Genomic DNA, 22,646 nt, shown 5'->3' on the forward strand with positions numbered 1-22,646 from the left:
CCTGACTGTCAGTTTGGAATGAGCTGGCGCCACGAGGTGCGGGGTGCGCTCTTACCTTTTTCCTTGATCACGACGATACCGCCGCTCGTACCACTGCCGACCTTGTATTCGACCTCGCCTGCGGAGATGACCGTCGGGCTCTTCATCAGGCCTTCGTCGGCGAGCTTCTTGGAGGTGACACGGTCGCGAACGTCGCCCGCGGTCTTGTCGTCAGCGTCGTTGAAAAGCCCGTCGCCGTTGTAGTCGAAGACGTTGTAGGGGAGGCGGGCGCCGCTGAGGGCGTCGAATTCGCTGATCCAGCTGTATCCGCCCTGCCTGCAGGCATCGGCGGACGGCACGATCGAAGTGACGATGATGCGACCGTGGCGCAGCAGCGGAACGCTGACCACGCGCTCACCCACGCCGCTAGTCGTTCCTGGCGGCAGCAGGTCGATGTACCAGCCGCGCTTGCCATCGGCATAGTTCACCGTGTTCGTGCTGGCCACGCGCACCTCACTGGGGTCCGTATCGGTGCGGACACCTTGATAGATGAAGGTCTGCGCCTGCAAGTTGCTACGGCTGCTGATTGCCGAGCCCTTGTCGAGGAGTCCGTAAACAGTCTGCGTGGCCAGGTTGCCGATGTCGGTGTTGCCGAGGTATTTCCCGGTGCCGAAGTAGATCATGTAGCCGCTCTGCCCCGGTGGAGGCCGGCCGATCTCGAGCGGCGAGGTGATGGGTTGCGGGGTCGTGCCCGATAGGGCCTGGAACAGCTTTAGGCGTTGACCGCTGGTCGTCCAGTTGGAGCTATTCGATCCGCTGAGGTTGAACTTCCATACATTGCCCTTCAGGTCACCTGCATAGACCGTGTCGATGATCTTGTCGCCGTTGGTGTCGACGAGTGCCGGCTCCGACAGGCCGTTGTCCCCCGTGGTGTCGACCTCGATCTTGATCACGGAGAGACTGGTCTGCGTGCGGTCGAGCGGGACCAGGAACAAGGCCGCCTTGCCTGCGTTGCTGTTGTAGCCGTTGCCGAACACGGCGTACCAGTGGCCGTCGTTGAGACGGGCGACGAAGCCGCGGCCCATGACGTGACCGAGGTCGGTGTCGGTGAACTCCCAGATCACCTTGGACTCGTCAAACGGGGACGAGGCGCTGACGTCGGTGATGTCGAGCGCGAACACGGCCTTGCCGCCTGCGCCCAGGGTGCCGAGCAGCACGGTCTTCCAGGTGCTGCCGAGATAGGCGTCGCCCGAGTTGGGAGAGCCGTCTACATAGTATTTGTGGCGGTACTCGGGGTTGGCGAGATCGGGCAGGTTGGCGAACACTGCGTTCGGGACATAGGTGAACAGTTCGGAGCCTCCGCCATCGGTCTGCAGGTTGGCGGCGTTGATGGCGTGTAGCATCCCATCGTTGGCGCCGACGTAGATGACCTTGGGACGGCTGCGCTTGGTGGTCGTGCGGAAGGTTGTGTACGCCGACATGGCGGTGGCGCCAAGCCCGCTGCCCGGCAAGTCGTAGCCATAGCTCTCCGAGCCGACGTAATGCGGGTCGGAGTTGATGATGTCGCCCAGCAGCGAGTTGCGTGCACGATAGGGGTTCGATGGTGCGCTGGTCGTGCGCTCCCTCGTCTTGTCGCCGCGCAGGTAGTTCAGCAAATTCTCTTCGTTGCGCAGCAGGGTCTTCTGCGCTGCGGTGAGGCCGTCGCTATCCCACGAAAAGTCGATGCCTGCCCCTGTGTTCCAGGCGCCGCCATTCCAGGTCTTGATGTTGCGTGCGTTGTGGTCGCTTGGAATCAGCTCGCTGGCCTCCCAGGCCGGCGTGCCTGGCGTGCCGTCGGCTTGGAACGGAATCGCACGGAAGGTGCCGGTCCATTCAGGGCTCCGGAAGATCGCCTGATAGACGTGGGTGTTGGTGTCCAGGCGAGTGGAGTTGGTGGCGATGGCTGATGCCGAAGACTCGGCACGCGCAGCCTCCTCGAAGATCTTGCCAAGCGAGGTCGAAAGCGCAGCGGGGTTGGTGACCTTGAAGAAGGCGTCGGGTGTGCCGTCGCCGTCCTTGTCCCAGTCGCTCAGCGTGTCTTCGAGCGTCTTGCCTTCGTTGCGGCCATACTTCGCGGCATACCAGAGCGGGCTCTCGAGCAGGCGTGCGCTCGAGGTCCCGGGCAGGTAGGTGGCGTTGGCGGACCATGCCGATGGTGTGGTACGGAAAGTGCCGCCAGGTTCCAACAATGGAAACGCGGTGCCATCGGTCGTGCTGCCCGTCACCGTGTAGCCGAAGCGCAGTGCGAAGCCGGCGGACGAGCGCAGGATGCGCGACCTCAACTCCAGCGTGCCGCCGCCGGTCGAGAACTCGATCTCCTGGATGCCGTCCATGTCGTAGTCGTTGCCCCAGGTGGAGTCTTCCCACGACACTTCGATGGTGCCCGAGGTCGGGCGCCCGGCGGCGTCGGTCGTCAGGGAAACGAAGCGCATGTCATTGAGCGAGCAGACGCGCCAGCCGGTTGAGTTATGCCCCGCAGAGCCGGAGGAGTTCGACATGCAGGCGGGCAGGAAGCTCACCGTGGTGGCGCCGACCGGGATCTCGAGCCGCGGCAGGCTCTCGGCGACGGCGACAGAGTAAGTGCTCAGGGGTTGCCGTGCAGCATAGCCCGGCCGCGGGTTCGAGGCCGTGCTGCCCCAACGCCGGTTGCGATCCGCTGCGTAGCCTGGGCGTATGTCGACATTCAGGTTCGCATAGGCGAGGCCGGCGATGTGGTAACCGCCTTCCAGGGCAGGGACTTCCGGACATACCCCTCGCGCGCTGGCGAGGCCGCCCGTAAGTGTTTTCGGTGTGCATTGGCTGTCGTTCGTGGTGCCGTTGCTGCCGATCAGGTAGCTGCCCGAGATGTTTTCCTTGACGCCGACCTTGTTCGTCAGGTCGGTTGCGTCAATGCCGATATCGTTCGTGAGCTGGTCGGTATCGAAGGAGTTCAGGCCGGTCGACAGGATGACGGTGCTCGACATCGCGCACCACTGACCTTCGGGCAGCGGGTCCGACCAGGTTACCTTGGGCAGCCTGCGCAGGTGGGTCGTCTGTTCGGCATCGGTCGAGTCGAACGCGCTCGTCGGTCCGCTGCGCCCGGCAAAGTAGCGCAGGCTCTCGAGGTACATCTCGGCAAGCGGGTTGCCCCAGTCTACGCACTGGCCGTCAGTAAAGCTCGCGATGCCCGGCGAGCTGCAGCTATTCACGTGTACGCCGTTGCCGCCGTAGTCCCAGCCCGCGATGCGGATGCGGTTGAGCGTGTTGATGATGCCGGGATCCGTATCGGACTGGTTGATGAACTGGCCGGTCGTGGGGTTGATCTCGTTGTTGGCGGCAGTCTCGTTACCGCTGAGCAGGCCGATGTTCTTGCGCAGCACGCCGCCGGATTTGTTCCGCGAATAGCTGCCGGTGAGCAGGCCGAACTGAACGCGGGACAGGGCGTCGGCCTGGCCATACTTCTGCAGCAGGCCGGTAGGCTTGTAGTTTGGGCTGCTGCCGGAGCCGTACGCGGTGCAGTTTTCCTCGAGTTTATCGGGGACGCATACTGCAACGCGCGCCCGGAGTGATGCAAGGGTAGCCGCAGGGCGATCGCCGCTGCCAGTGGTGCACTGTGGCGCCTCGGTCATGGCCCAGCGCGGGAAGGCCCCTGCGGCAAGCAGTATGCGCGGCGCCGCCGTGATGCTGTGCGATATACCGCTGGCGCTTGGAGTGACGTTGCAGAAACTCAGCGAGGTGTGCGTACTGTAAGTCGAGGGCACGAAGTTGCTCATCGTGCTGCCGCTGGGGGCGGAGAACACCTTGGCGAAAGCGTGGGTGTCGTCCGGGAGAAACGCGCGTTCGAGTACGGTGTCGCCCAGCGCAGCGCCATTGTTGTCTGTGGAGCGATAGCCACCGTAGAGCGTCTTGCGCATCACGTCCATGCGCGTCATCGTCGCCCAGTTGAGCAGGTTGCCGCTCCACGCGTTGTTGCAATGGTGGCCGTTGGTGCCGGTGGCCGCTGCGCCGGGCTCGAAACGGTTGTTGTTGTAGCTGTAGCAGCGGCGCGGGTCGAAATAGCCGTAGTAGTCGATGCTGTCGTTGTAGGTGATGTCCAGCCTGCCGTCGCCGTTGATGTCGCTGTAGTCGTTGTAGGCCTTCTTCGACAGCTCATGGTCGCGCGACACCAGCAGCATGACGCGCGGGTCGGGCGGGTTGAGGAAGACGGGCTGTTGGGCGATGTCGATCTGCGCGTGTGCGCTCACGGACAGGGTGAGTGCGGCGGCGAGCGTGAGGAGACGTGCTTTCATGATGGTTTCTCGCATTTTGCGCGCGACATCAGGGGTGATACGTGCTTTGCAGATAGACGACCGTGCTTGGGTTGCCGCCTACCCCGCGTGCGCTGATACGGAAGATCCTCGAACCGGACGCGCCGAATTTTTCGCTATCAGGTGGCAAGGGGGGAAGATCCTCAATGACGTATCGTGGCGCTTCGGCGAGGCCGGCAAGCGCCGAGGCAACTGGAGTTGCGTCGGTTGCCCAATTGTGCTGATGTGAAGTGTTGGTGTTTGTCCAGTAGCGCTCGTCCCGTCGGGCCTCGCCCGAATCCGAGGGCAGATCAGATTCTTTATCCATCGAGGCCAATTCTGCGGCGCGCATTTCACCCACACGCAACGCCGCTTCGGCGGCCTGAAAAGCAAGGTCGTTGTCGCGCGCGTTGCCCGCCATGCGTTCCTCGAGCGTCGTGGTGCGCATCGAGGCGACGGTGACCAGCGTCATGATGAGCATGAAGATCATGCCGATCATCAGCACCATGCCGCGCTGCTGTGCGGCTGTCGGGAGGAGTCTTGGCGAGCGTGTCATGGCAGGCGGTTGCGAATTGCGATGGTGGTGGTGAAGACCTGGCGCATGCGGCGGTCGGATACGGTGGTGCCGTTGAAGGTATGGCTTTGTGCTGCAGGGAGGATGTTGTTGTCGGCGCTCGCGACCAGCAGCCGCAGCCGGACGCTGATGACCGATTCCCAGTTGGTTACGGCGGCCGCCGTACGGTATTCGTCCGCGGCGTTGTTGTTGTTGGTGTCGACGCCGTACTCGATCTCCATGTTCTCGACATTGTCGACGAGTTCTTCCGCAACGCCGGCGCTGGCAATGGTGTTCGCGCGATAGAGTGATGGCCGGTTGGTGTCCGGGTTGGTGCCGACGAAATAGACATAGCGGGCGAGCCGCATGACGAAGGCGTCTTGTCCGTAGTTGCCGATCCTGAAGCCGTCGTTTGCGTCTTCACCATGTTCAATGGTGATCGAGCTGCCGACGCTGGGATCATTGGTAACCCGGAATACATCGGCGTGTGTGCAATTGCTTACCAGAAGCACGTCTCCGCTGACGAAGTTGTCTGGAATCTCCGGATTACGGTTGATCTTGATCTCCGTAGCGGATGGCGTGTCCACCAGATATACATCTCTCCCCGTGCCACGCTTGATCGCGATGGTGTCGCCGCCCACAAGGGTGATGCCGGCGATCGTGCCTGATGGTGCGTCCTGGCCGCGCAGGGCGTTCGAGGCCTGCAGGGGCTCCACCGGCGCCTTGGCAATTGTGTTGACAGTGCCTGTTTCAAGGTTACTGCAGCCGATAAAGCCCGCCATGCGGATGTCTCGAGCCATCAATTCGACCGCAAAGCGTGCGCTCTCCTGGATGCGTGACATGCTCTCGGCGTTGCGGGCGGAGTGCTGAACGTTGATGAACAGGGCACCGACCGCGCCCAGGATGACGAGGCCGATCGTCATCGAAATCATCAGTTCAACGATCGTCATGCCGAGCTGCCGGCGGAGGGAGGGCTTGGGTGTCGGTTTCATAGCTGGCTGTCCACCCGGAATTCCTGGGCCGTGCCGTCGCCCGCGACGCTGTCGTCCCACTGGATGACGACGCTGATGGTTCGGGTCGCCGGCGTGACCGCGACCGAGCCGGTGCCGCCGGGTAGGGCTTGGGTGAGCGCGCCGCGCCATTGGGCGAGGTCCTGCACCTGGATTGGAGACTTCGCAGGGGGGGAGTCCGGAGACGTTGCCGTTACTGGCGTAGGTGCAGGCGCGGTGAGCGCAATGTTGTAGCTGCCCGCCAGTGCCAGGTTTCGGTTGGCGCGCGCACGGTCGATGATGTCGTAGGCGAGCCAGGTGGCCTGCGAGCGCTGGTAGGCGCTGTGGTTGTTGCGCATGCTCGACAGCATCAGGCCAGCCAGCCCGAGCAGCGCCACCGACAGGATGACGACCGTCACGAGCACTTCCAGCAGCGAGAAGCCCTTGTTGCCGGTGCGGTGTGTTGTAAATCTCATGTGCAGCTACCCGTTTTGTCGACGCGCGCGCGCCCGGAAAGCGTGATCGGTATCGAACGTCCAATTACGCTGGAACCGTCGTTGGGGCAGAGGGTGAAGGTGCGCGCCGTTTCTACAGTGCCGTTGGGCTGAAAGGTGATGTTGCCGCCCACCGTGAGCGTGCTTGTGCCCTGAAGGGCCTGCTGAACGCGGAGCAGGGTGTCGCCCGCCGATTCGTAGGTGCCGATCGTGCCGGTGAGGCCTTCGGCAAACACGATCCAGCCGCCTTGCCATGCACTATTGGTGCAAGCCGTGCCGCTGTTGCTGGGGCAGATGGAAACCCGCCTGCCCCGTGTGATCGCTTCGCTGCGTGCGAACTGCAGGGCAGCCAGGAGGTCATTTGCCTGGCTGGTCATGCGGTTCTGCGTGATCAGTTCCCTGAAGTTGGGCGTCGCAATTCCAGCGAAGATCGCCAGGATCGCCACCACGATCATGACTTCGATCAGCGTGAAGCCTGCCGCACGGCGGGCGCACTCGAAGCGGTGGCGGCTCGTGGCGACCTCGGGTACTCTCACCTCCGGGTGGCTGCCGCGCATGTGGGCTGGTGTTTTCATGCCCTTACTCTAACCACATCCGCGTGCATGGACGAGTGTCGCCTGACGAGTGGCGCGTTAAAGGTCACGGCCGGTCCTGCTGCAGGCAGGGCGGTCTGTCGATGCGGGGGCGCCTCGCCTGTGGTTTGCAGTGCGTCCCGTTTCTTTGCCAGGGTGGAGTCTGAGTTTGGATTCAGCGAGATCGAAAGTGCTCGTGCCGGCCTTGCGCAGCGTGCTGGCTGCGGCGGGAGAGGCGCCGTTGGCAATGGACTTTCCCGGCCTGGCCGATAAGAGAATGCATCGCCCGGCGGCCGTGCTCGTGCCCGTCGTCCTGCGTGACGAGATGCCGTCGGTGCTCCTTACCCGGCGTACCGAGCACCTTCACCACCATCCCGGGCAGATCAGCTTTCCCGGCGGCAGGGTGGAGGCAGGTGATGCGTCGGCGGTCGATACTGCCTTGCGCGAGACCGAAGAGGAAATCGGCTTGCACCGTCGCCATGTGGAGTTGCTCGGTGCGCTGCCCGACTACCTCACTGGCACCGGGTTCCGGGTGACGCCGGTGGTGGGGCTGGTGCATCCGCCCTTCGAGCTCAAGCTCGACGCCTTCGAGGTGGCGGAGGCCTTCGAGGTGCCGTTGGCGCATTTCCTCGACCCGGCCAACCACGAAGAGCACAGCATCGTGCATGAGGGGCGGGTGCGGCGTTTTCATGCCATGCCGTATCACGGCTACTTCATATGGGGGGCGACGGCGGGCATCATCATGTCGATGTACCGCTTGTTGCACATGCAGGTGGGTGCGCAGGACAGCTGATGCCCGCCCTGATGTGCCTGGCCTTTGTGTTATCTTCGATGCGTCGGCATGGTTGCAGCGCCATCATGTGGCGAGCGCACCCTCTGAACGATCCGACCTCATAACAGCCTGCTGGCCGCCTCCGCATGACACTCATTGCGCTCCTTTTGGCCTTGTTGGCCGAGCAGCTTCGTCCCCTGGCTGCGCGCCCGCTGATTGTTCGGCTGCTGGATTCGGCGGCAGAGCGGGCGGTGGCGCGCTTCAATGACGGCAGTGCGGGCAACGGACGGTTCGCCTGGCTGCTGCTTGTGTTTGGCGGGACCTTGGGTACGGCGTTCGCCTACTGGCTGCTGTGGGAGCTGCATCCGCTGCTGGCCTTCGTTTTCAATGTTGCCGTGCTCTATCTGTGCATGGGCTTTGGGAACGACAGTCGCCTGTTCAGCGAGATTCACCTCGCCTTGCGCATGGGAGAGCTGGCGCGCGCGCGCGACCTGCTCGCCGAGTGGCGTGGCGGGCGTTACGACGCGGCGGGCGTGAACGAGGTCGCGCGCATGTCGATCGAAATGGCGCTGGTTGCCGCCCATCGGCGCGTGTTCGGCGTGGTGTTCTGGTTCGTGCTGCTGCCGGGGCCGAGCGGTGCGGTGATGTACCTCGCGGCGCGGGCACTGCATGCGCTTTGGGGCGCGCGTGCTGATGCGGACTTCGGCGATTTTGGCCGTTTTGCGCGCACAGCCTTCGAGGCGCTGGACTGGGTGCCGGTGCGGATCACTGCGACGGTGTTTTCCGTTATGGGTAATTTCGAGGATGCAATTTATTGCTGGCGGTCGCAGGCCGTGCTGTGGCCCGACAGGTCGTCGGCTATACTGATTGCAAGTGGCGGCGGTGCGCTGGGAGTCAGGCTCGGCATGCCGGTCCACGAGTCCGGCGTGATCGTCGATCGCCCCGAAATGGGGCTGGGTGGCGAGGCAGGCGTCGAACACATGCAAAGCACGGTAGGCCTGCTTTGGCGGGCACTGTTCGTGTGTCTGTTCCTGCTCGTCTTGCTCGGTGCAGCCGGGTGGGTCGGCAGGTAGTGGGTTTGAGTTCAAAAACAGGGAGTGTCGGATATGGCAAATCGTGAAGTCGTTGTTCTGAGTGCTGTTCGTTCTGCGGTGGGTGGCTTCGGTGGCTCGCTCAAGGACATGGAGCCGTCCGAGCTGGGCGCCGTCGTGGCCAAGGAGGCCTTTGTGCGCGCTGGCGTCGATCCCAAGGCGGTGCAGTTCGCGGCTGTCGGCAACTGCATTCCTACCGACTCCCGCTATGCGTACGTTGCCCGTGTGGCGACGGTCAACGCCGGCATGTCGACCGACTCGGTGGCTTTCGCGGTCAACCGCCTGTGCGGTTCGGCGCAGCAGGCCATCGTCAACGCGGCCCAGGCCATCATGCTGGGTGACGCCGACTACGCCATCGGTGGCGGTGTCGAGGTGATGTCGCGCGGTGCCTACCTGCTGCCGGCGCTGCGCAGCGGCGCGCGCATGGGCGACACCAAGGCGATCGATGCCATGGTCGCCGTGCTGACCGACCCCTTTGGCGTTGGCCACATGGGTATCACCGCCGAGAACCTGTGCACCAAGTGGGGCATCTCGCGCGAGGAGCAGGACGCGTTTGCGCTCGAGTCGCAGGTGCGCGCTGCCGCGGCGATCGCCGATGGCCGCTTCAAGAGCCAGATCGTGCCGATCACCTTCGAGACCCGCAAGGGCACCGTGGTGTTCGATACCGACGAGCATCCGCGCATGACCACCATGGAAGCGCTGGGCAAGATGAAGCCGGCCTTCAAGAAGGACGGTTCGGTTACTGCAGGTAACGCTTCGGGCATCAACGACGCCGCTGCCTTCCTGGTGATGGCCGATGCTGCCAAGGCTGCCGCCGCGGGCCAGAAGCCGATCGCTCGCCTGGTGTCCTACGCGATCGCTGGCGTGCCCAACGAGATCATGGGCGAAGGCCCGATCCCGGCCACCAAGCTCGCACTGCAGCGCGCCGGCCTGACGCTGGACCAGATCGACGTGATCGAATCCAACGAAGCCTTCGCGGCACAGTCGATCGCAGTCAATCGTGGCCTCGAGCTCGACACCGCCAAGGTCAACCCCAATGGCGGCGCCATCTCGCTCGGCCATCCGGTGGGTGCGACCGGCTCGGTGATCATCACCAAGCTGCTGCATGAGCTGATCCGCGTGAACGGCCGTTACGGCGTTGCCACCATGTGTATCGGCGGCGGCCAGGGCATCACCACGGTGTGGGAACGCGTGTAAGCGCAGACCTTGCCTGATCAAGACCCGCGCGGCCCCTGTGGCTGGCGCGGGTTTTTTTCGTCCATGCGCTGCAAATCAAGACAAAAATCCAGACATTAAGCGCTCATTTTTTCGTTTGGCGCTATGCTTTATAAGCACTTCGTCCGAATGCTATCTCGACATTATGCGTACCAAGAACCCTGACATCAGGCAGCGCCTGCTGGCCGCCTTGCGACGTGGGCCCGTGCGGGCCACGGACTTGGCGCGGCAGGCCGAGGTGTCGCCACGGACGGTGTTGCGTCTGCTGGGAGAACTTGGCGCGGACGTGTGCCGTGGCGGTGCGGCAGGGCGAACCCGATATGCTGCCTGCCGCGCCTTGCGTGGATCCTCAGCACCGCTTCCGCTTTTTCACGTCGATGCAGATGGGCGGCTGCAGGAAGGCGGGGTCCTGCGCCTGCTACAGCCAGAGGGGGCGTGGTGTGCGCTGGACAGGCTCGGGTTTCCGGTCGATGACGAGGCGCGAGACGGGTGGTGGGCTGGGTTGCCCTATCCGCTGTACGACATGCAGCCGCAGGGCTACCTTGGGAGGCAGTTCGCGCGCCAGCTTCACCTGGACCTCGAGGTGCCCGACGACCCGCGCGACTGGGGCGATGACGAGATCGCCTGGATCCTGAGTCGCCGCGGCGCTGACCTGCCCGGTCACCTGATCCTTGGTGAGCAGGCGGCGCGGCTCTGGCAGGCTGAGGTGCTGGCGCCGACGCCGGTGCTCACCGAATCGAGGCTGCTTGGCGCGTATCACGAATCGGCCGAGCGCAGCGTGTCGCTGGGCGTGGCAGGTAGCAGCGCGGCGGGCGAGTTCCCGAAGTTCCTGTCGCTGCGAGAACTGCCGGGGCAGCAAACGCCGCATGTGCTGGTGAAGTTCTCTGGTGCGGGGGAGAGCGGGCAGCGCTGGGCCGACTTGCTGGTCTGCGAGCACCTCGCGCTCAGCGTGGCGCAGGGGCTGGGCGGCGTCGAGATTGCTCGAAGCCGTATCCTTTCCAGCAAGGGCCGTACTTTCCTCGAGTCGGAGCGTTTCGATCGGCTGGGTCGATTCGGGCGACTGCCGGTCGTCAGCCTGCAGGCGGTCAGTGCGCATCTGCTGGGTTTGGGCGCACGCGACTGGCGGGACCATGCCAACGCGCTGGTTGCTGCGGGTTTGCTGTCGCCCGAGGATGCGGTGAGCATCGGCCGGCTGTGGTGGTTCGGGCGCCTGATCGCCAACGGCGACATGCATCTGGGCAATTGTGCGTTTCGCGTTGTGGGTGGTCAGCTCACGCCGGCGCCGGCCTACGACATGGTGCCGATGGACTATGCCCCGCTGCCCGGCGGCGAGTTGCCTGCGAAGGTGTGGCAACCGCCCTTGCCGCTCCCCGGCGAGCGCGCCATCTGGCTGGAGGCCTGCAGGCAGGCGCTTGTGTTCTGGAACGCGGCTGCGAGCGATCGCCGGATCTCGGAACCCTTGCGCAAGGTGTTCCGTGATAACGCCAACCGGCTTGACGATACAGCGGGCCACGTGTGAGTTCGTGCAGCCTTCGTCGGTCACTCCCCGCTCTTCTCCAGCTTGATCGACGCCGAGTTGATGCAGTAGCGCAGGCCGGTGGGCTGGGGGCCGTCTTCGAAGACGTGGCCGAGGTGGGCGCCGCATTGGTGGCAGAGGACCTCGGTGCGAACCATGTAGTGGCTGCGGTCGACCGCGGTGTCGACGTTGTCGGGCTCGGCTACTGTCCAGAAGCTGGGCCAGCCGCAGCCCGCGTCGAACTTGTGCTCGGAACGGAAGAGCGGGGCGCCGCAGCATACGCAGTTGTACGCGCCCTTGTCCCACACGTTCCAGTACTCGCCGGTGAAGGCGCGTTCGGTGCCCTTTTCACGGGTGACGTGATACTGCATGTCGGTCAGCCGGGCACGCCATTCGGCCTCGTTCCGGGTGGGGTCGTCGCTCATTCCGTTCTCCGCAATGTGAGGGGCTCAGTGCAGATGACGCGGTGCCTGCCCTGATTGTTCCTCGGGCATCTCCGCATGAACCGTCTCGCCGTCAGCGGACGGATAGTACGGCGCACCGCAGTCATCGCAGTACTCCAGCGGGAACTGGTGGTCGAGCAGGACGATATCGCTGACGCCCGATTCGCGCAGCACGGCCTCGATCTGTGCCGGACAGTCGGTGGTTTCGTCCTCGGCGCCCAGCAGCGGCCAGACCACGCCGTGGACGACGCCTTCGCGCTCGCGCAGCGCGAAGCCGATGCGGTATTCCTCCAGATTGCGCTCCCAGAATGGGGCGACGACTGCGCGCAGGTTTGCGGCGGGGATCTCCAGCGTAGTGGCGAGGAAGGCGACGGATGCGCGCACCGAGTACGGGCGGCTGTCCTTGTCGGCCGCTCTGCTGGCAGCGAAGTAGGTTTCGGGGAGCACAGGGTCCATTGCGCAGCCCGGCAAGAGCGGGCCGAGACAGGCGCCGCCCTGGGTGCGCCACTGATCGCGTGCGGTGTCGCGGCTGCCGTCAGCCTCTTGCCAGCGGAACACCGGGCCGCCACGTGGCACCGCGACGGCTGCGAGCAGGTAGCGCGTATCCGACAGGAACTGGGCAGTCTCCGGCATGCCTTCGGTGTCGATATGGAGGTCGCTGTTGTCGATGGCGGCACCGCCGATCACCTTGGCGAACTCTGCCGTGTTGCAGTAACCCTGAGGCAGTTGGTCGGGGCTGAAGAGGAAATCGGCTACCGAGAGGCGGGCGTCCTTCGACAGGACGTGGGCCTGCAGGTGCACGCGCAGGTTGGCGACCATGGCGGCCGGCAGGCTCGTGGCGGGGATGCGGAAGCGCGACCAGGCGAGGATGGGGGCTGCGAGCAAGACGACGTCGTGACTGTCGAAGGCGCCGCCTGCGCACTCGGCACGCGACTCGAGATGATCGGCGAGTTCATCGTAAGCGCGCGAGTCGGCGCTGTAGAGGTGGTCGAGCGCGGTGTTCAGACTGTCTTCGTCGTTGCTGGCGAGCAGTTCGTCGATGAGGTGCGCGAGTTGTGCTTCCCAGTAGCGGTCCTCGATGCGGCTGCCGGATTCGGCCAGCCCGCTGGCGAGCCAGACGAGTTGTTCTGCGGTGCGACCGAGGCCGCCACGGCGCTTGAGGCGCGTTCTTTTCATTGTTGGGGTTCCGTTGCTGTTCTGGCTATGGCTGCAGCGCATGCACGCCGCGCCGGAAAGCCCGCATTCTAGCCCATTGCGCCGCCCAGGCAGGCTATGGGTGAATGCTGTTGTCGTTGGTTCAGAAGCCGGGCCGGTCGACGCGCACGGTCTGCAGGATGGTGGCGGAGATCTCCTCGATGGACTTCGTCGTGGATTCGAGCCAGCGGATGTTCTCCCGCCGCATGAGCTTCTGTGCGGCGTCGATCTCGTAGCGGCAGTTTTCCAGTGAGGCGTAGCGGCTGTTGGGGCGGCGCTCCTGGCGGATCTGCGACAGTCGCTCGGGGGCGATGGTGAGGCCGAACAGCTTGGTTCGATACTTGTGCAGTTCGCCGGGGAGCTTGTTGCGTTCGAAGTCCTCGGGAATGAGGGGGTAGTTGGCCGCCTTGACGCCGAACTGCATGGCCAGGTAAAGGCTGGTGGGCGTCTTGCCTGAGCGTGATACCCCGACCAGGATCACGTCGGCCTCGGCGAGTTCGCCGTCGCTCGAAATGCCGTCGTCGTGGGCCATGGCGAAGTTGATGGCTTCGATGCGGTGCTTGTAGTTGGTGCTGTCGGCAATGCCATGGAAACGCCCTACCGCGTGGGTGGAGCGCTGCCCGAGTTCGGTCTCGAGCGGGCCGATGAAGCGTTCGAACAGGTCAAGGAAGAGGGCGTCGGCTTTGTGCAGTGCATCAACCGTCGCCTGATTGACGAGCGTGCTGAACACGATCGGGCGCACCCCATCCTCGAGTGCAGCGTCTCGGATCTGCGCCGCACATTCGATCGCCTTGTCGATGTCGTCGACGAAGGGCGCGCGCACCTGGCGGAATTTTGCCTCGGGAAACTGGGCCAGGAGGCTATGGCCAAGCGTTTCTGCGGTGATGCCGGTGCCGTCGGAGACGAAGAAGACGGTGCGGCGCGGGGTGTCGGTCATGATCGGAGCCTTGGGTGCCAGGACGGTGGGGGCGAGCAGGGGGGCCTGGCATTGGGGCAAACCCTGTCGTGCGGCACAGCACAAAAAATCGTAAACTGCTGACTTCGATATTTTGCTTTTTCTCCAACATTTGCGGAAGCCACACATGACACGCTACGTGATTCCTTTCAACGAACTGCGCATGACCGACGTCGACAAGGTCGGCGGCAAGAACGCCTCGCTCGGCGAGATGATCAGCCAGTTGCCCGCCAGCGTACGTGTGCCGGGTGGTTTTGCGACCACGGCCGAGGCTTACCGCGAGTTCCTCGCCCATGACGGCCTGGCCGATCGCATCAATGCAGCGCTCGATGCGCTGGACGTGGACGACGTCGATGCCTTGGTGAAGACGGGTGCGCAGATTCGCCAGTGGATCGTAGACATTCCCTTCCCGGCCAAGCTCGAGGCCGAGATCAAGACCGCCTACGAGCAGCTTACCGCCGAGGGTGAGGGCAGCTTCGCCGTGCGCTCGTCGGCCACTGCGGAAGATCTGCCGGATGCCTCCTTTGCCGGCCAGCAGGAGACCTTCCTCAACATCCACGGCTACGAGAACATCCTGCACGCCATGAAGGAGGTGTTTGCGTCGCTCTACAACGACCGCGCCATTGCCTACCGCGTACACAAGAACTTCGCCCACGCCGACGTCGCGCTGTCTGCCGGCGTGCAGCGCATGGTGCGTTCCGATTCCGGCGCTTCGGGCGTGATGTTCTCGATCGATACCGAGTCGGGCTTCGATCAGGTGGTCTTCATCACGGCGTCCTATGGCCTGGGCGAGACGGTGGTGCAGGGCGCGGTGAATCCGGACGAGTTCTATGTGCACAAGCCCACGCTGGCGCTGGGCAAGCCGGCAGTGATTCGCCGCAACCTGGGCTCCAAGCTGATCAAGATGGTTTTCGCCGACAAGGCGGTGGCCGGACGCTCTGTGCGCACGGTGGACGTGCCCGAGGCCGATCGCATGCGCTTCTCGCTCACCGACGAGGACGTGCTCGAGCTTGCCCGCTATGCGGTGATCATCGAGAAGCACTATGGCCGCCCGATGGACATCGAGTGGGGCAAGGACGGTGTCGATGGCAAGCTCTACATCCTGCAGGCCCGCCCGGAGACGGTGAAGAGCCAGGATTCCGGCCTGGTGATGGAGAAATACCGCCTCAAGCAGTACGGCAAGGCGCTTACCCACGGTCGCGCAATCGGTCAGAAGATCGGTGCCGGTGTGGTGCGCGTGGTTGGCGACGCCTCGGAGATGAACCGTGTCCAGGCCGGTGACATCCTCGTCACCGACATGACCGACCCCAACTGGGAGCCGGTGATGAAGCGCGCCAGCGCCATCGTCACCAACCGCGGCGGGCGTACCTGCCATGCTGCGATCATTGCGCGCGAACTGGGCATCCCTGCCATCGTGGGCTGCGGCAACGCCACCGAAGTGCTGCACGAGGGCGAATCGGTCACCGTGTCCTGCGCCGAGGGTGACACCGGCTACGTGTACCGTGGCAAGCTCGATTTCGAGATCATCACCACCGACATGGGCAACCTGCCCGAGATCCCGGTGAAGATCATGATGAACGTGGGTAACCCCGAACTCGCCTTCGAGTTCGCGCAGATCCCCAATGGCGGTGTCGGTCTCGCCCGTCTGGAGTTCGTCATCAACAACATGATCGGCATCCACCCCAAGGCGATCCTCGACATCGCCCAGGTGCCTGCCAACCTGCGCGACGAGATCAACCGTCGCTCGCGCGGCTACGCGACGCCCAAGCAGTTCTTCATCGAGAAGCTGGTCGAGGGTGTGGCGACCATCGCTGCGGCTTTCTATCCGAAGCCCGTGATCGTGCGCATGTCCGACTTCAAGTCGAACGAATACCGCAAGCTGCTCGGCGGCGAGATCTACGAGCCGGAAGAAGAGAACCCGATGCTCGGCTTCCGTGGCGCCTCGCGCTACATCGCGCACAGTTTCCGTGACTGCTTCGAGATGGAAGTTGCAGCCATGAAGAAGGTGCGCAACGAGCTCGGCCTGACCAACGTGCAGATCATGATCCCCTTCGTGCGCAACGTCGAAGAGGCCAAGGGCGTGGTCGATCTGCTCGCCGAGCATGGTCTCAAGCGTGGCGTGAACGACCTCAAGCTGATCATGATGTGCGAGATCCCGTCCAACGCGATCCTTGCAGAGCAGTTCCTCGAGCACTTCGATGGTTTCTCGATCGGCTCGAACGATCTGACCCAGCTCACCTTGGGCCTCGACCGCGATTCCGGACTGGTGGCGCACGCATTCGACGAGCGTGACCCGGCCGTCAAGCAGTTGTTGTCGATGTCGATCCGCGCAGCGAACAAGCTGGGCAAGTATGTCGGTATCTGCGGCCAGGGGCCGTCGGACCATCCGGATCTGGCCGAGTGGCTGATGGACGAGGGGATCCAGACCATTTCGCTCAACCCGGACACGGTGGTGGACACCTGGCTCAAGCTCTCCGAGCATCTGGCGAAATAAGCCCGCGCGGGCAGTGCCAGTAAGGGGTGGCGGTCATCTGGACTGCCGCCCCTTTTTGCATTCGGGCCGCGCTGCGGCTTCTTGGGTTCCCCTGGCGGCGTTATCATGCGCTGATGCGTCTGCCATCGAGTTCGTCATACCTATGCCCCGGCGCCCCCTTCCTTCAGCCCAGAGTGCGTCCGTAGATGCGGGGCCTGCGTTGACCTTGCCCGCCGCAGGCACGAGCGAGATGTCTTCGTATGCCGAACAGATTGGTCGCCGTGCCCGCCGGCAGGCGAGAATGCTGTCCGCCCTCGTCGCCGTGCAACGCGATTTTCTCGTCGATGGTGCTGCGCACGAGGTCTTCGAGCGCATACTTCACGAGTTGATCGGGCTTAGCGACAGCGAGTACGGGTTCATCGGTGAGGTCCTGCACGACGAGTTGGGCGAGCCCTTCGTGCGCATGCATGGGCTTACCGATGTGGCTTGGGATGCCCACACCCGAACACTGTATGAACGTGCGCGCGCCGGTGGTTTCGAATTTCGCGAGCTGAACAGCCTTTACGGCGCTGTCCTGCGCACGGCGGCGCCGGTGATCTCGAATGCTCCCGCCACGGATACGCGCAGTTGCGGTCTTCCGCAAGGCCATCCGCCGCTCAGGGGTTTTCTTGGCCTGCCGCTCATCCAGGGCGCGCAGCTGGTCGGCATTGTTGGCCTGGCCAATGCCCCCGGGGGCTACGATCGGGTGCTCGTGGACGATCTTGCACCGATGCTGGCGACGTGCACCAGCATGATCGTGGCCTTGCGGCTCGAGCAGGAGCGCAATGCGGCCGAACAGGCCTTGCTCGAGAGCGAGACGCACTTCCGCAACCTTGCCAATGATCTGGACGTCGGGTGCCGACGGGCGCTGCAGCTATTTCAACGAGCCCTGGTTGCGATTCACCGGCCGCAGTCTCGAGCAGGAGTTGGGCGAGGGCTGGGCCGAGGGTGTTCATCCCGACGACCGGGCGCAATGCCTGTCGGATTACGAACGTGCGTTCGCGGCGCAGGAGCCGTTTAGGCTGGAGTATCGCTTGCGTCATGTAGATGGCGGCTATCGCTGGGTATCGGACGAAGGCAGTCCGCGCTACGACAGCAGTGGGCGCTTTCTCGGCTACATCGGCTATTGCCTGGATGTCACCGACCGCAAGCGTGCTGGTCTGGCCCTGGATGCGCTGGCCGCACGCTACACCATGCTCTCGGGAGATGCGTTCTACGAGGCCGTATGTCGCCATGTGGGCGAGGCCCTGCATCTTGATCTGGTGTTCGTTGGGCAATGCCTGGAAGAGGGCGGCCGTATCAATGTGCGTGCCGGCTGGAAGGACGGCGCGGCAGTTCAGCCGTTCAGCTACGTGCTGGCTGGAACACCGTCGGAGCTGGCGCTTCAGGGCAGGAGCGTGGTCATCGGCAGCGGTGTTGCGGCGCGTTTTCCCGATGATCCCGGCTTGCGGGACGGTGCTTATGAGGCCTATTGCGGTGTGCCGCTCGCCGACAAGGAGGGGCAGGCACTGGGTTTGATGGTCGGAATGTCGAGACGGCCGCTGGATGACCAGCAGGGTGTGCGCGAGCTGCTTGAGATCTTCGACGGTCCGGTCAGTGCGGAGCTGATCCGCGAGCGTGGCGAGGCTGCACTGACGCGTCGTATCGCCTTCGGCCGGATGGTGGCGCGTATCTCATCGGAATTGATGCCCGCGCGGGCGGACGAGGTCGATGGCCTTGTTCTGCGTACCCTGGCGCAGATCGGACGCTATGCGGATGCCGACCGCGCATTCGTGTTCGATATCACCGAGGACGGTCGCAGCGTCAGCAACACGCACGAATGGTGTGCGCCGGGCGTCTCGCCACAAGCGCACAACCTGCAGGGCGTGGGCTTCGAGGGCTCGCTGTTCTGCCAGATCATCAAGCGTCTCGAGATCGTGGATTTCCCCGATGTTTCCCTGTTGCCGGAGTGTGCGCGTCAGGATCGTGAGCTGCTCCAGTCGCAGGGCATCCAGTCAACGCTGGCGGCGCCAATGGTGGTTAACGGCCGGCTGCTGGGTTTCGTAGGCCTCGATTCGGTACGCTGCCGCCGGCAATGGTCGGGCGAGGAAAAGACCTTGATGAGCCTGGTCGGCAATGCTCTGGCCGGCGTAATCGAGCGCAAGCGGGTTGACGAGAGCCTGCGCGAGAGCGAGGCGCGTTACCGTTCGGTGGTCGAGAGCGTGCGCGAGGTCATCTTCCAGGTGGATGCAGATGGGCGCTGCGCGTTCCTGAACAGGGCCTGGCATGAGCTGACCGGTTTCGCGGTCGAGGCGAGCATCGGCAGGCCGTTCGTCGATTATGTGCACCCGGATGACCGCCATCTCCATCAGGAGGTGTTCGAGTTGCTCATGCGGCGCGAGGAAGCCTCGTGCACGCAGGCACTGCGTTACCTGCGGGTCGGCGGAGGGTTTCGTTGGGTCGAGCTCCATGCCCGCCCGGTACTCGGTCCCGGGCGGGAGGCGCAGGGGATCTCCGGGACGCTCAACGACATCACCATCCAGAAAGAACACGAGGCGCAACTGAAGTACGTCGCCCACTATGATGCGCTGACCGGCCTGCCCAATCGCGTGCTGCTCCATGACCGGCTGAGTCGCAGCATGGCGCAGGCGCGGCGACGGGGCCAGTTGCTGGCGGTGGCCTACATCGACCTGGACGGCTTCAAGGAGGTCAACGACGGCCATGGGCACCACGTCGGCGACCAGTTGTTGACGACGGTGGCCGCGCGCATGAAGGGCACCTTGCGCGACGCTGACAGCGTGTCGCGGCTCGGTGGCGACGAGTTCGTCGCGGTGCTGGTGGATCTGCCGGACTTGCCTGCCTGCAAGCACCTCGTCCAGCGCCTGCTTCAGGCGGTCGCTCAGGTGGTGCAGGTGGGTGGCGCGGAGCTCCAGGTTTCGGCCAGCATCGGGCTGACGCTATACCCGCAGGAGGAGGCGCTGGAGCCCGACCAACTGCTGCGCCAGGCCGATCTGGCCATGTACCAGGCCAAGCTTGCGGGCAAGAATCGCTATCATTTCTTCGACACCGATCAGGACCGCGATGTGCGCGGGCGGCACGAGGGCGTGGCGCGGATCCACGAAGCGCTTGCCAATGACGAGTTCGTCCTGTTCTACCAGCCCAAGGTCAATATGCGCAGCGGGGCGCTCACTGGCGTCGAGGCGCTCATCCGCTGGCAGCATCCCGAGCTGGGCCTGATCGAGCCGGCGGCCTTCCTGCCTATGGTCGAGGACCAGCCGGTGGCCGTGGCACTGGGTGATTGGGTGATCTCGGCAGCGCTCGAGCAGCTCGAGCGCTGGAAGAGCTTGGGGCTGACCGTGCCGGTGAGCGTCAATATCTCGGCGCGCCACCTTCAGGCCCCGGATTTCATGATGCGCCTTCAGGAGGCCTTGACCGGTCATCCGGGCTTGGCACCGGGCAGTCTCGAACTCGAGGTGCTCGAGAGCAGCGCGCTCGAGAGCATGACGCGGGTGACGCAGATCGTGGAGGCTTGTGCGCGCATCGGCGTCAGTTTCGCGCTTGATGACTTCGGGACCGGCTATTCGGGGCTGGCCTACCTCAAGCGCCTGCCCGCCGCACGTCTCAAGATCGACCAGCTGTTCGTGCGCGAGATGCTCGACGACCCTGAGGATCTTGCAATTCTCGAAGCGGTTATGGGGCTTGCACACGCCTTCCGCCGGGAGGTGGTGGCCGAGGGCGTGGAGTCGGAGGCCCATGGCAGGGTGCTGCTCCAGCTCGGGTGCGAGGTCGGGCAGGGCTATGTCATTGCACGGCCGATGGAGGGTGAGTCCCTGCCGCAGTGGGTTGCCACATGGGCGCCGCCGGCGAGCTGGCAACGACAGTCAGCGCTGTCACGCGAGGAGCTTGCCTTGGTGTATGCGCAGGTCGAGCACCGCGCCTTGGTACGCGCGCTTGCCGCCAAGATTGCCGATGGCACGCAGATCGACAACCGGCTTGTGGTTCATGGCTGCAGTCTCGGGCGCTGGATCGAGCTCGCGCTTGCCGAGCAGCGTCATGAAGAGGTCGTGCTGCGCGAGCTGGCGCAGGCGCACGACTTGTTCCATGAGACCATCGAGACGCTTGCGGCACACTACCGGGCGGCCGATGCAGCGGCCGTCATCGAGGGGCTTGGCGCGGTGCGCAGGCGCCTGGACGTGATGCTCGGACAGATAAACAGGCTGCTCGCCTAGGATCGATGCGCGACTGCGATGCACACGGGCGCCTACAGAGGCTCGCGGCTGGCGCCGCTCCTACAGCAAGCCCAAGGCGCTTCGTTGCCCCGTGGGAGCTGCGCCAGCCGCGAGGTTTCCCTGGCCACCGCCTGCCTCAACGTCCAGGCGGCGGCCCTTGCGATTACCCCGAGCAGGGTGTGAGGCGATCTCAGGCGACAGCGACCGGGATCTTGCCGATCCGGGCCTGCCATTCCTTCGGGCCGGTGTTATGCACGCTGGTGCCATTGGCGTCGACCGCGACCGTCACCGGCATGTCCTGCACGGTGAATTCGTAGATCGCTTCCATGCCGAGGTCTTCGAAACCGACGACCTTCGCTTCCTTGATCGCCTTGGATACCAGATAGGCCGCGCCGCCGACCGCCATCAGATAGGCCGACCTGTTGTCCTTGATGGCCTCGATGGCGACCGGGCCGCGCTCGGACTTGCCGATCATCGAGATGAGCCCGGTCTTCTCGAGCATCATGCGGGTGAACTTGTCCATGCGGGTGGCCGTGGTGGGGCCGGCGGGGCCGACGACTTCGTCGCGCACCGGGTCGACCGGGCCAACGTAGTAGATGACGCGGTTGGTGAAGTCGACCGGCAGCTTTTCGCCCTTTTCCAGCATGTCGGCGATGCGCTTGTGCGCAGCATCGCGGCCGGTGAGCATCTTGCCGTTGAGCAGCAGGATCTGGCCCGGCTTCCACGAGGCGACCTCTTCCTTGGTAAGGGTGTCGAGGTTCACGCGGGTGGCGACGTTGGTGTCGGCCTTCCAGGTGACCTGCGGCCAGTCTTCCAGCCTGGGCGTCGGCAGGTGGGCCGGGCCGGAGCCGTCGAGATGGAAGTGCACGTGGCGGGTAGCGGCACAGTTGGGAATCATGGCAACCGGCAGCGACGCGGCGTGGGTCGGGTAGTCCATGATCTTGACGTCGAGCACGGTGGTCAGGCCGCCCAGGCCCTGGGCGCCGATGCCGAGCGCGTTGACCTTGTCCATCAACTCGAGGCGCAGTTCCTCCACCCGGCTCAGCTTGGCGCCCGAGGCGGCCTTCTCGCGCAGTTCGTGGATGTTCACCGGCTCCATGAGCGATTCCTTGGCCAGCAGCATGGCCTTCTCGGGCGTGCCGCCGATGCCGATGCCAAGGATGCCCGGCGGACACCAGCCGGCGCCCATGGTCGGTACGGTCTTGATGACCCAGTCCACGATCGAGTCCGACGGGTTGAGCATCACCATCTTCGACTTGTTCTCGGAGCCGCCGCCCTTGGCCGCACAGATGACCTCGACATCGTCGCCGGGGACGATCTCATAGTGCACCACCGCCGGGGTGTTGTCCTTGCTGTTCTGGCGCTTGCCGGCCGGGTCGAGCAGCACCGATGCGCGCAGCATGTTGTCGGGGCTGTTGTAGGCGCGGCGCACGCCCTCGTTGATCATCTCCTGGACGCTCATCCTTGCGTCCCACTGCACATTCATGCCGACCTTGAGAAAGACCACGGCAATGCCGGTATCCTGACAGATCGGGCGATGGCCTTCGGCAGCCATGCGAGAATTGGTGAGGATCTGTGCGATGGCGTCCTTCGCGGCCGGGCTTTCCTCGCGCTCGTAGGCTTCGCCGAGGGCCTGGATGTAGTCGAGCGGGTGGTAGTAGCTGATGTACTGGAACGCATCCGCAATCGACTGAATGAGGTCTTCTTCGCGAATAATCGTCATGACGCTTGGTCTCCGGATGGCATGGGGGCAGAATGGCGCAGTTGGATCGCAGTATTCGATCAACCGCGGGATTCTAGCACCGAGTGCGCGCAGCGTCGGTTCGGAGCCTTGTTGGCCCTGTGTAAG

The 22,646-nt window shown here is 64.2% G+C and carries 15 protein-coding genes and 1 pseudogene; 7 read left to right on the forward strand and 9 right to left on the reverse strand.

The genetic code is table 11. The annotated features are described in order from the left end of the window. Nucleotides 1-8: 8 nt before the first annotated feature. Genes B447_RS00295 through B447_RS00315 form a run of 5 tightly spaced genes read right to left on the reverse strand, consistent with a single transcriptional unit; the run spans nucleotide 9 to nucleotide 6,894 of the window. Complete coding sequence (locus B447_RS00295; protein ID WP_002935513.1) at nucleotides 9-4,286, reverse strand: pilus assembly protein; 4,278 nt, start codon at nucleotides 4,284-4,286, stop codon at nucleotides 9-11. A 28-nt stretch (nucleotides 4,287-4,314) separates the two neighbouring features. Continuing rightward, a complete protein-coding gene (locus B447_RS00300) occupies nucleotides 4,315-4,791 on the reverse strand; it encodes a pilus assembly PilX family protein (protein ID WP_002935517.1) in 477 nt (158 codons plus the stop codon). 44 nt (nucleotides 4,792-4,835) lie between these two features. Beyond that, complete coding sequence (locus B447_RS00305) at nucleotides 4,836-5,828, reverse strand: PilW family protein (RefSeq protein ID WP_002935520.1); 993 nt, start codon at nucleotides 5,826-5,828, stop codon at nucleotides 4,836-4,838. Beyond that, a complete protein-coding gene (gene pilV, locus B447_RS00310) occupies nucleotides 5,825-6,301 on the reverse strand; it encodes a type IV pilus modification protein PilV (RefSeq protein ID WP_002935521.1) in 477 nt (158 codons plus the stop codon). The genes B447_RS00305 and pilV overlap by 4 nt, the downstream gene beginning before the upstream one ends. Next, the gene (locus tag B447_RS00315) at nucleotides 6,298-6,894 is read right to left on the reverse strand and encodes a GspH/FimT family pseudopilin (protein WP_232431399.1); all 597 of its coding nucleotides are present in this window, start codon (nucleotides 6,892-6,894) and stop codon (nucleotides 6,298-6,300) included. The genes pilV and B447_RS00315 overlap by 4 nt, the downstream gene beginning before the upstream one ends. 244 nt (nucleotides 6,895-7,138) lie before the next feature. On the opposite strand from B447_RS00315, the gene B447_RS00320 reads away from it, so the two are divergent. The 4 genes from B447_RS00320 to yjjJ all read left to right on the forward strand — a co-directional run bounded on the left by B447_RS00320 (nucleotide 7,139) and on the right by yjjJ (nucleotide 11,488). Next, nucleotides 7,139-7,684: a CoA pyrophosphatase gene (locus B447_RS00320; RefSeq protein WP_002927334.1), complete on the forward strand. Its 546-nt coding sequence runs from the start codon at nucleotides 7,139-7,141 to the stop codon at nucleotides 7,682-7,684. Nucleotides 7,685-7,809: 125 nt separating this feature from the next. Then, nucleotides 7,810-8,736, forward strand: a complete 927-nt coding sequence (locus tag B447_RS00325; RefSeq protein WP_002935523.1) for a CobD/CbiB family protein — start codon at nucleotides 7,810-7,812, stop codon at nucleotides 8,734-8,736. Nucleotides 8,737-8,769: 33 nt separating this feature from the next. Further along, the gene (locus B447_RS00330; protein WP_002935526.1) at nucleotides 8,770-9,951 is read left to right on the forward strand and encodes an acetyl-CoA C-acyltransferase family protein; all 1,182 of its coding nucleotides are present in this window, start codon (nucleotides 8,770-8,772) and stop codon (nucleotides 9,949-9,951) included. 163 nt (nucleotides 9,952-10,114) lie between these two features. After that, a complete protein-coding gene (yjjJ, locus tag B447_RS00335) occupies nucleotides 10,115-11,488 on the forward strand; it encodes a type II toxin-antitoxin system HipA family toxin YjjJ (RefSeq protein ID WP_083485747.1) in 1,374 nt (457 codons plus the stop codon). 20 nt (nucleotides 11,489-11,508) lie between these two features. On the opposite strand, the gene msrB is transcribed toward yjjJ, so the two are convergent. The 3 genes from msrB to ppsR all read right to left on the reverse strand — a co-directional run bounded on the left by msrB (nucleotide 11,509) and on the right by ppsR (nucleotide 14,059). Further along, complete coding sequence (gene msrB / locus B447_RS00340; RefSeq protein WP_002935528.1) at nucleotides 11,509-11,910, reverse strand: peptide-methionine (R)-S-oxide reductase MsrB; 402 nt, start codon at nucleotides 11,908-11,910, stop codon at nucleotides 11,509-11,511. Nucleotides 11,911-11,934: 24 nt separating this feature from the next. Then, nucleotides 11,935-13,104: a DUF2863 family protein gene (locus B447_RS00345; RefSeq protein WP_002935532.1), complete on the reverse strand. Its 1,170-nt coding sequence runs from the start codon at nucleotides 13,102-13,104 to the stop codon at nucleotides 11,935-11,937. A gap of 121 nt (nucleotides 13,105-13,225) precedes the next feature. Then, nucleotides 13,226-14,059 (reverse strand): posphoenolpyruvate synthetase regulatory kinase/phosphorylase PpsR, encoded by an 834-nt coding sequence (ppsR, locus tag B447_RS00350; RefSeq protein WP_002927313.1) that lies wholly within the window; start codon nucleotides 14,057-14,059, stop codon nucleotides 13,226-13,228. 145 nt (nucleotides 14,060-14,204) lie between these two features. Between ppsR and ppsA the strand changes: the two genes are divergently transcribed. The 3 genes and pseudogenes from ppsA to B447_RS21695 all read left to right on the forward strand — a co-directional run bounded on the left by ppsA (nucleotide 14,205) and on the right by B447_RS21695 (nucleotide 20,797). Beyond that, a complete protein-coding gene (gene ppsA, locus B447_RS00355; protein ID WP_002927282.1) occupies nucleotides 14,205-16,571 on the forward strand; it encodes a phosphoenolpyruvate synthase in 2,367 nt (788 codons plus the stop codon). A 280-nt stretch (nucleotides 16,572-16,851) separates the two neighbouring features. Beyond that, nucleotides 16,852-17,271 (forward strand): annotated as a pseudogene (locus B447_RS22775) (GAF domain-containing protein); the annotation flags it as partial. A 157-nt stretch (nucleotides 17,272-17,428) separates the two neighbouring features. Further along, nucleotides 17,429-20,797, forward strand: coding sequence for an EAL domain-containing protein (locus B447_RS21695; protein WP_002935535.1), 3,369 nt, complete (start codon nucleotides 17,429-17,431; stop codon nucleotides 20,795-20,797). A gap of 190 nt (nucleotides 20,798-20,987) precedes the next feature. On the opposite strand, the gene B447_RS00370 is transcribed toward B447_RS21695, so the two are convergent. Next, nucleotides 20,988-22,520 (reverse strand): fumarate hydratase, encoded by a 1,533-nt coding sequence (locus B447_RS00370; protein WP_002935544.1) that lies wholly within the window; start codon nucleotides 22,518-22,520, stop codon nucleotides 20,988-20,990. Nucleotides 22,521-22,646 lie beyond the last annotated feature (126 nt).

This window comes from Thauera sp. 27 (assembly GCF_000310125.2).
GTDB classification, from domain to species: domain Bacteria; phylum Pseudomonadota; class Gammaproteobacteria; order Burkholderiales; family Rhodocyclaceae; genus Thauera; species Thauera mechernichensis.

Bases quoted from the DNA above. Each gene is read 5' to 3' on its own strand.
- B447_RS00295 (WP_002935513.1), bottom strand. From the start codon at position 4,286: ATGAAAGCACGTCTCCTCACGCTCGCCGCCGCACTCACCCTGTCCGTG.
- B447_RS00300 (WP_002935517.1), bottom strand. From the start codon at position 4,791: ATGGTGCTGATGATCGGCATGATCTTCATGCTCATCATGACGCTGGTC.
- B447_RS00305 (WP_002935520.1), bottom strand. From the start codon at position 5,828: ATGAAACCGACACCCAAGCCCTCCCTCCGCCGGCAGCTCGGCATGACG.
- pilV (WP_002935521.1), bottom strand. From the start codon at position 6,301: ATGAGATTTACAACACACCGCACCGGCAACAAGGGCTTCTCGCTGCTG.
- B447_RS00315 (WP_232431399.1), bottom strand. From the start codon at position 6,894: ATGAAAACACCAGCCCACATGCGCGGCAGCCACCCGGAGGTGAGAGTA.
- B447_RS00320 (WP_002927334.1), top strand. From the start codon at position 7,139: ATGGACTTTCCCGGCCTGGCCGATAAGAGAATGCATCGCCCGGCGGCC.
- B447_RS00325 (WP_002935523.1), top strand. From the start codon at position 7,810: ATGACACTCATTGCGCTCCTTTTGGCCTTGTTGGCCGAGCAGCTTCGT.
- B447_RS00330 (WP_002935526.1), top strand. From the start codon at position 8,770: ATGGCAAATCGTGAAGTCGTTGTTCTGAGTGCTGTTCGTTCTGCGGTG.
- yjjJ (WP_083485747.1), top strand. From the start codon at position 10,115: ATGCGTACCAAGAACCCTGACATCAGGCAGCGCCTGCTGGCCGCCTTG.
- msrB (WP_002935528.1), bottom strand. From the start codon at position 11,910: ATGAGCGACGACCCCACCCGGAACGAGGCCGAATGGCGTGCCCGGCTG.
- B447_RS00345 (WP_002935532.1), bottom strand. From the start codon at position 13,104: ATGAAAAGAACGCGCCTCAAGCGCCGTGGCGGCCTCGGTCGCACCGCA.
- ppsR (WP_002927313.1), bottom strand. From the start codon at position 14,059: ATGACCGACACCCCGCGCCGCACCGTCTTCTTCGTCTCCGACGGCACC.
- ppsA (WP_002927282.1), top strand. From the start codon at position 14,205: ATGACACGCTACGTGATTCCTTTCAACGAACTGCGCATGACCGACGTC.
- B447_RS21695 (WP_002935535.1), top strand. From the start codon at position 17,429: ATGATCTGGACGTCGGGTGCCGACGGGCGCTGCAGCTATTTCAACGAG.
- B447_RS00370 (WP_002935544.1), bottom strand. From the start codon at position 22,520: ATGACGATTATTCGCGAAGAAGACCTCATTCAGTCGATTGCGGATGCG.